This window comes from Spectribacter hydrogenoxidans, from assembly GCF_031846275.1.
In the GTDB taxonomy this organism is placed as follows: Bacteria; Pseudomonadota; Gammaproteobacteria; order Nevskiales; family Salinisphaeraceae; genus Spectribacter; species Spectribacter hydrogenoxidans.
The window spans coordinates 107337-114552 of sequence record NZ_JAVRIB010000013.1; the positions used below are offsets into that span (position 1 = coordinate 107337).

A 7216-nucleotide genomic window follows, 5' to 3' on the forward strand; every position below is an offset into this window, starting at 1 on the left:
TCGCGGCTGATCCGCACCAGGAGCCCTGACATGACCGATCCGCACAGCGCCGGCCTCTGCCCGCAGCGTCTGGCCCGCATCCGCCCCGCGCTGGAAAAGCACGTGCACGAGCAGGGCATGGCGGGCGCAGTGACGCTGCTGGCCCGTCATGGCGACGTGGTGGACACCCAGTGCGTCGGTTATCTGGATCGCGAGGCCGGCCTGCCGATGCGCGAGGATGCGCTGTTCCGCATCTATTCCATGACCAAGCCGGTGGCCTGCGTGGCGCTGATGATGCTCTACGAGCGCGGGCATTTTCAGCTGGCCGAGCCGGTGGCGAAGTTCCTGCCGGCCTTCGCCGACGTCCTGGTGCACAGCGACGAGGGACCCGTTCCGCCGGCCCGCCCGGTGACCATCCGTGATCTGCTCACCCACACCTCGGGCATCACCTATCACTTTCTGGAAAACGGCCCGGTGGAGGCGCTCTACCGCGAACAGCGCGTGGCCAGCGACAAGCCGCTGGCGGAATTCGTCGATGACATCGCCCGCCAGCCGCTGGCCTTTCATCCGGGTACAAGCTGGCGCTACGGTTTTTCCCACGATGTGGTCGCGCGGCTGGTGGAGGTGATGAGCGGGCAGGCCTTCGGTGATTTTCTGCGCGATGAACTGTTCCAGCCGCTGGGCATGGTCGACACCGGCTTCGGGGTGCCGGCGGACAAGCGCGAGCGCTTCGCAGCGATGTACGGCTCGCACGACGTGCTGGAACCGGAGGTCAGCGTCTCCGCCTGGTTCGGCGATGCGCTGGCCGGGAAGATTCGCCGCCTGGCCGGGTCCGATGACAGCCGGGAACTGGCGGCTGATCCGCCCGGCCGCGGCGGCCACGGGCTGGTGTCCACGGTACGCGACTATCTTCAGTTCTGCCGCATGCTCGCGGGCGGCGGCAGCCTGGATGGCCGGCGCTACCTGGGCCGCAAGACGCTGGCCCTGATGACCGCCAACCACATTCCCGGCGAGCTGCTGCCCTATGAAATCGGCGGCATCGTCACGCCCGGTTACGGCTACGGCCTGGGTTTCCGGGTGATGATGGACCCGGCCGCGGCCATGCTGCCCGGCAGCCCCGGCGAATATGGCTGGAGCGGCGCGGCCAGCACCTATTTCTGGATCGACCCGGCCGAGGATTTCATCGGCATCCAGATGGCCCAGTTCCAGCCGCCCGGCATTCACCTGCTGGCGCCGGATTTCCGGGTGGCGGCCTATCAGGCACTGCTGTAGCCGGCTCGCTGAAAACCCCTCTCCCAGCGGGAGAGGGGCCGGGGAGAGCGGGAAGCTAAATCGCCCGCCGCTGCATCTCCCCGATCATTTCCTGGAACTCGCGGAACATCTCGCCGCCAAACAGCCCGCCGCCGGTCGCGATCATCAGGATCAGCGGCAGCAGGGTCAGCACCATCATGATGATGGCCAGCACACCCCAGATCGTGAAGTAGGTCTTGAGCTTGGCCAGCGACCGCTGCAGTGCCACCGGGTCTGAACCGGTCTCGGCCTGGCCGATGGCGCCGGCCGCCTGGATCAGCAGGATGCCCAGCCAGATCGGAATCCAGGCCACCAGCAGGCCGATGATGCTCAACGCCATCAGCAGCCCGTAGAGCAGCGACAGAATGCCCAGGAAGGTCAGCCAGCCCCGGCCGCGGGCCAGCGGCTGGCTGAGTGTGGCGATAGTCGGATTGGTGTCCATGCTGTCCCCCTTTTCGATTGTTGGTCGAGCCTGCCCGCCCGCCGGGGTCAGCACAAGTCGGCGTGGTTCAGCCGACGGGGATGAACACGTCGCCGGCCATCAGGCACCGGGCGCTGCGCTGCAGGCTGACGGCCGGCGCGGTCCACACGCCGTCGCGGCAGTCGAGTTCGGCGCCCACGCTCATGACACCCGCGGCATGGCCGATACGCCGGGCGGCCGGGGAGCCGGTTGCCAGGTCGTGGACCACGCTGCCGGGCAGGGCCGCGGCCACCCCCGTGGCCACGGCGCTGGTGCCGGGGTAGGCGTGGTGCGGCCGGCCCATGGACAGGGCGCGGGCGCACAGGTCGATATCGTCAGCGGTCAGCTCGCGGCCGGTGCGCAGGCGGTGGCCGACCGGCGGCCCCACCAGATGAATCTTGGGCGTGGCGGGCCGGCGTCGGGCGGCGTCCTCGGGCGAGTCGGCCAGGCCCAGCGCCACGGTGGCGTAATCGCGCAACTGGTTGAGCCGGGCCAGACGGTCGGCGTCGGCGGCCAGTTCGGCCGGGGTTTCGGCGGCGGTCAGATCGAGGTCCGCCGCGCGCACGAACACCGCGACGTTGCCGGCGTGGACCAGCGTTACCTCGATCGCGCCGAGCGCCGGGACCTCCAGCACATCCACCGGCCGGCCGGTGGGCAGCACGCCGCCGCGGGCTTCCCCGCCGGCGTCGGTGAATTGCAGATCGATGGCGGCGCCGGGGAAGGCGACACCGTCCATGACGAACTCCCCCTGCACATGGGCGCGACCGCCGGTCACCGGCACCATGGCTTCTATACGCTTGCCCAGATTGGCCTGCCAGATACGGACCCGCGTGACCGGTTCGGTGGCCGGGACCAGCCCGCTATCGATGGCGAACGGCCCCACCGCGGCCGTGAGGTTGCCGCAGTTGCCGGACCAGTCGATCACCGGGGCGTCGATGGCCACGTGGCCGAAACGGTAATCCACATTGCAGTCGTCCCGGTCGCTCGGGGCGATCACCACCACTTTGCTGGTCGACGAGGTTGCGCCGCCGACGCCGTCGATCTGGGTGCCGAACGGGTCCGGGCTGCCCAGTGCCCGCAGCAGCAGGGCGTCGCGTTCCGCGGGGTCGGGCGGCAGGTCGTGCGCGTGAAAGAACAGGCCCTTGCTGGTGCCGCCGCGCATCCAGACGGCGGGAATAGCGCGCTGGCTCACGCGGCTACTGCAGGTCCAGCGCCACCGCCTTGAGGGCGTCCAGGTCGACGATCTCCAGGGCGGCTTCATGGGTGCCGGCCAGCACTACCGGCGGGGCGGCGCCGGCGGCCCGGGCCTCTTCCCAGCGGGCGGCGCAGAGGCACCAGCGGTCGCCGGGTTTCAGGCCGGGAAAACCCGGGCCGGGGCTGGCCAGGTCGTTGCCCCGACTGGCCGTGTAGTCCAGGAAGTTCCGGGTCATTTCCGCACACACCACGTGCCGGCCGGCGTCTTCCGGGCCGGTCTCGCAGTAACCGTTGCGATAGAAACCGGCGACGGGCCGCAGGCAGCAGGCCTCCAGCGGCTGGCCGAGGACGTTGCGGCTGCCGTCAGGCATAACCGGGCCGGATCGACACACCCGGCAGCCGCGCCGAGCGCGAGCCTGCCACGGGCGGGTTGCCGGCGTCGTGGTAGGTGAATACGGCCGAGAGCTTGCGCTCGTCGGTGGTATTGCGCCCGGCGGCATGAAAGACGCCGGCGTGGAAGAACAGCACGTCGCCCGGTGCCAGCTCGGCGGTACGGGCGGAGGCCAGCAGCGCCAGATTGTCGGCGCGGTCCTCGCGCAGGAAACGGGCCTCGTCGAGCTGATCGGCGGCAAAGCTCATGCGGTGAGTGCCGGGCAGCAGGCGCATCCCGCCGTTGGCGGGATGCTCGTGACCCAGCGCCAGCCAGGCGTTGACCAGTTCGGGCCGTTCGAACGACCAGTAACGCAGGTCCTGATGCCAGCCGGTGGCACTGGAATAGGCTGGCTGCTTGGTCATCACGCAATTGTGATGGCAGCGGGTCAGGCGCAGGTCGCGGCTGTCCAGCAGCGCGCCGACCATGGCGGTGGCGGCCGGGACGAGTGCCCAGTCGGCCAGATGGGCATCGCGGTCGAAGGCCTGCAGCAGCCGTCTCACGGTCTGACCGCCGGGGGCATCGCGGCCCGCTGGAGCACCGGGGTAGGCCACATCGGCCTCGTATTCCACCGGCGCGACGGCCCGGGTCAGATGCTCACCGACCAGATCGCGCAGGCGCTGCAGCCGCCCGGCATCCGCCATGCCGCGCACGATGGTGTAGCCGTCGCGGGCGAACTCGGCGCGATGGTGGTCGATCGATCGGGTGTCGGCGATCAGTGCGCTCATGGTTCCATTTTAACGCACCGGCTTGTTTCCCGGAGTCAGGCCACGGCGTGCTGCGGCCGCGATGGCGCGCTGAACCCGTCCAGGAATATCGCCGTGGCCATGTCGGCGGCCCGGGCCGGGTCGCGGTCCTTGCGGCGGGCGAGGCTGCGGCCCATCTCGAAGCCCACGCCGAAGAACGCGGCGGCCAGGTATTCCACGTCGGTATCGGGGATCAGGCCGCGGTCGATGGCGTCGCGGATGTCGTTCTCCAGCGCCCGCACCGACACGCCCAGCACGCTCTGCTCGAAGGTGTCCCGGACCATCGAAATATTGCGCAGGATGCCCTCGTAGAACAGCGGATCGGTGGCAATGGTCTCGAAGGCGGCACTGTAGGCGCCATGCACGAACTCCCGCAGAGTGCGGGCGTTGCGGCGGATGCCGGTCAGGCGCTCGGTGAGGCTGCGCATGCGGTCGTCCAGCAGGGCGCTATAGACGCTGTCCTTGTCCGGGAAATAGTTATAGAAGGTGCCGGCGGCCAGCGGCGTACGGCGGATGATGTCGCGCACGCTGATGGCATCGAAGGACTGCTCGATGAAACAGTCCCGTGCCGCGGCCAGGATGGTGGCGCGGTTGGCCTGCTTGTTTCGTTCGCGTTTTCCGGTCATGACAGGGCGCACCAGCGGCTGGCCGGGCGTGAAATGGCTGAAAATAATCGCGATAGTTGACACCCATGTCATGTTTTTTGCAAGCATCCCGGGCGTACGCCGGTCCGTACTGGCACTATCGGTACGCATCCACGGAGTACAATCATGCGGCGACGACATCTGGTTCTGGGGCTGCTCGGTCTGGGCGCATCGGCCACCGCCATGCGGCTGGCGGTGGCGGGCGCCGCGCCGGGCAATCCCGATAACAAGAGCGAGGCCATGACCGACATCGAGACCATCGAGAAGAGTGCCTCGGAGTGGAAGGAAATCCTCACCGAGGAACAGTTCTACGTGCTGCGCAAGGAAGGCACGGAATCCCCCGGCAGCAGCCCGCTGAACGCGGAGAAGCGCGAGGGTACGTTCGTCTGTGCCGGCTGCGAGTTGCCGCTGTTCAAGTCGGAATGGAAGTACGAGTCCGGTACCGGCTGGCCGAGCTTCTGGTCGTATATCGACGGCCATCTCGGCTTCAAGCGGGACTTCAAGATGATTCTGCCGCGCACCGAATACCACTGCGCGCGCTGCGGCGGGCATCAGGGCCATGTGTTCGATGACGGTCCGGAGCCCACCGGCAAGCGCTACTGCAACAACGGCGTTGCCCTGAAGTTCGAACCCGCCTGACCCGGCCGGCCCGCGATTGCGGCGGCGCAGCAGATGGGCGAGCATGACCGGGCCATTCAAGCCATTCGGGCGAACCCATGCTGACCATCGTCGGACTGTCCGGCAGTCTTCGTCGTGATTCCTTCAATACGGCACTGCTCTACGCCGCCGTCGAGTGCATGCCTTCGGACGCGACCCTGGATGTCGCCACTCTCGAGGGCATTCCGCTCTACCACGGCGACGAGGAAGCCGCCCACGGCATTCCGGACGCGGTTGCCGCGCTCAAGGATCGCATCGCTGCCGCCGACGCCCTGCTGCTGGCCACGCCGGAGTACAACAGCGGCATGCCCGGCGTGTTCAAGAACGCCATCGACTGGCTGTCCCGGCCGCCCGAGGATCAGCCCCGCGTGTTACACGGCCGTCCGGTGGCCCTGATGGGCGCCACCCCGGGCGGCGGCGGCACCGGCCTGGCGCAGGCGGCCTGGCTGCCCGTGTTCCGCGGTCTGAAGATGCGCCCCTGGTTCGGCGGCCGGTTGCAGGTGGGTGGTGCCGGCAACCTGTTCGACGACGGCGCGCTGACCGACGACGCCACCGCCAAGCGGCTGGCCGAGTTCATGGCCGGCTTCGTGGATTTCGTGCGCGGCTGATCCGGTCACCCGCGGCGCCGACCGCGTCTGGCGGAGCAATAGTCCGCTTTGCCGGCGGCCCCGCCGCCTGTGGCACTTCACGACAGCCTCGGCAACACCCTGACGGCGCTGCTGGCCGGCGAGGACGCCACCGCGCTCAGCGTGGGCTGGATGATCCACGAACTGGCCGGCAGGCCCGAACAACTGGAACGGCTGCGCGCCGAAGTCGACGCCGCACTCGGCGACGATCCACTCTGGACCGACCCGGAACAGCGCGATGCCTTCCCCTGGCTGGACGCCGTCATGCAGGAAACCATGCGCCTACGCCCGGTGGCCCCCATCCAGGGCATGACCGCGAACGAGGACGTCGAACTCGGCGGCCGGCACTTCCCCGCAAGAACCAACTTCATGATGGCGATGCGAGCGCTGTCCCTGAAAGAAGAGATTTACCCCGAGGAGCAGACGTTCCGCCCCGAACGCTGGCTGGAAGCGCGTGACGTCCACTTCACCCAGAAGCCACCGCACCCCTTCGGCGGCGGCAAGCGCACCTGCCCCGGCATGAATCTGGCGCTACTGGAAATCCGCTCGGTAATCGCCATGCTCGTGCACCACTTCGACTTCCAACCGCCGCCCGGCGCCCGCCCGGTCGAGGAACGATTCGCTTTCACCATGCGCCCGGAAAACCTGCGGATGCAGATGCGGCTGCGTGGCTGATCGGCACGGGCCAAGCTGCCTCGCGTGATTCGCGAATTTGCCCCGACAAGCCCTGACCTGCTAACAACCATGAATATGCAATATCGCGGAATTCCATCTAGTCACTGTTATATGCTCATCGAACAACTCAAACATGGATAGCACCCAATGCGACTTATCCGACTAACTATCAAAAATTTCAGGTGCTACGGAGACGAGACATCTCTGGAAATAGAGGATCTGACCGCTGTAATCGGTCGCAACGATATCGGCAAATCGGCGTTATTGGATGCGCTGGATGCATTTTTCAACGATTCCATCGAAGCGGCTGATCTTTCGACGACAGCTGAAGGAAATACTATTGAAATAACTTGCCACTTCACGGAAATTCCTGATGAGGTTGTCTTAGACACATCCGTACCAACGTCTCCGATTGATGAAGGTTTGCTCAACTCACGAAGTGAGTTAGAGGTCCGCAGGGTATTTACGTTCGGTGCGAGGAAAACTTCAGCGGTCTACCTCAACTGCAATCATCC

General features: G+C 67.1%; 10 protein-coding genes. 5 read left to right on the forward strand and 5 right to left on the reverse strand.

All coding sequences use genetic code 11. The features are described 5' to 3' along the window. Window positions 1–30 precede the first annotated feature (30 nt). Window positions 31–1251 (forward strand): serine hydrolase domain-containing protein, encoded by a 1221-nt coding sequence (locus RM532_RS12695; protein WP_311653707.1) that lies wholly within the window; start codon window positions 31–33, stop codon window positions 1249–1251. Window positions 1252–1306: 55 nt separating this feature from the next. Here RM532_RS12695 and RM532_RS12700 read toward each other — a convergent pair whose 3' ends face one another. From RM532_RS12700 to RM532_RS12720, 5 genes are all read right to left on the reverse strand, one after another. After that, entirely contained in the window at window positions 1307–1711 is a 405-nt protein-coding gene (locus RM532_RS12700) for a DUF5362 family protein (RefSeq protein ID WP_311653708.1), read from the reverse strand. Window positions 1712–1778: 67 nt separating this feature from the next. Further along, complete coding sequence (locus RM532_RS12705; RefSeq protein ID WP_311653709.1) at window positions 1779–2921, reverse strand: 2-methylaconitate cis-trans isomerase PrpF family protein; 1143 nt, start codon at window positions 2919–2921, stop codon at window positions 1779–1781. 4 nt (window positions 2922–2925) lie between these two features. After that, the gene (locus RM532_RS12710; protein WP_311653710.1) at window positions 2926–3294 is read right to left on the reverse strand and encodes a DUF2237 family protein; all 369 of its coding nucleotides are present in this window, start codon (window positions 3292–3294) and stop codon (window positions 2926–2928) included. Beyond that, entirely contained in the window at window positions 3287–4081 is a 795-nt protein-coding gene (locus tag RM532_RS12715; protein WP_311653711.1) for a phytanoyl-CoA dioxygenase family protein, read from the reverse strand. Before RM532_RS12715 ends, RM532_RS12710 begins: the two co-directional genes overlap by 8 nt. 35 nt (window positions 4082–4116) lie before the next feature. Next, window positions 4117–4725: a TetR/AcrR family transcriptional regulator gene (locus RM532_RS12720; RefSeq protein WP_311653712.1), complete on the reverse strand. Its 609-nt coding sequence runs from the start codon at window positions 4723–4725 to the stop codon at window positions 4117–4119. A gap of 144 nt (window positions 4726–4869) precedes the next feature. Here RM532_RS12720 and msrB point away from each other — a divergent pair, with 144 nt between their 5' ends. From msrB to RM532_RS12740, 4 genes are all read left to right on the forward strand, one after another. Beyond that, window positions 4870–5382, forward strand: a complete 513-nt coding sequence (gene msrB / locus RM532_RS12725) for a peptide-methionine (R)-S-oxide reductase MsrB (RefSeq protein ID WP_311653713.1) — start codon at window positions 4870–4872, stop codon at window positions 5380–5382. Between the two features lie 77 nt (window positions 5383–5459). Further along, the gene (locus RM532_RS12730; protein WP_311653714.1) at window positions 5460–6008 is read left to right on the forward strand and encodes an NADPH-dependent FMN reductase; all 549 of its coding nucleotides are present in this window, start codon (window positions 5460–5462) and stop codon (window positions 6006–6008) included. A gap of 69 nt (window positions 6009–6077) precedes the next feature. Next, window positions 6078–6701, forward strand: coding sequence for a cytochrome P450 (locus RM532_RS12735; RefSeq protein ID WP_311653715.1), 624 nt, complete (start codon window positions 6078–6080; stop codon window positions 6699–6701). Between the two features lie 147 nt (window positions 6702–6848). After that, window positions 6849–7216 (forward strand): AAA family ATPase (locus RM532_RS12740; RefSeq protein WP_311653716.1); only part of this gene is annotated, 368 nt, incomplete at its 3' end.

Coding starts and splice junctions, on each gene's coding strand:
- RM532_RS12695 (WP_311653707.1), top strand. CDS start 31: ATGACCGATCCGCACAGCGCCGGCCTCTGCCCGCAGCGTCTGGCCCGC.
- RM532_RS12700 (WP_311653708.1), bottom strand. CDS start 1,711: ATGGACACCAATCCGACTATCGCCACACTCAGCCAGCCGCTGGCCCGC.
- RM532_RS12710 (WP_311653710.1), bottom strand. CDS start 3,294: ATGCCTGACGGCAGCCGCAACGTCCTCGGCCAGCCGCTGGAGGCCTGC.
- RM532_RS12715 (WP_311653711.1), bottom strand. CDS start 4,081: ATGAGCGCACTGATCGCCGACACCCGATCGATCGACCACCATCGCGCC.
- RM532_RS12720 (WP_311653712.1), bottom strand. CDS start 4,725: ATGACCGGAAAACGCGAACGAAACAAGCAGGCCAACCGCGCCACCATC.
- msrB (WP_311653713.1), top strand. CDS start 4,870: ATGCGGCGACGACATCTGGTTCTGGGGCTGCTCGGTCTGGGCGCATCG.
- RM532_RS12730 (WP_311653714.1), top strand. CDS start 5,460: ATGCTGACCATCGTCGGACTGTCCGGCAGTCTTCGTCGTGATTCCTTC.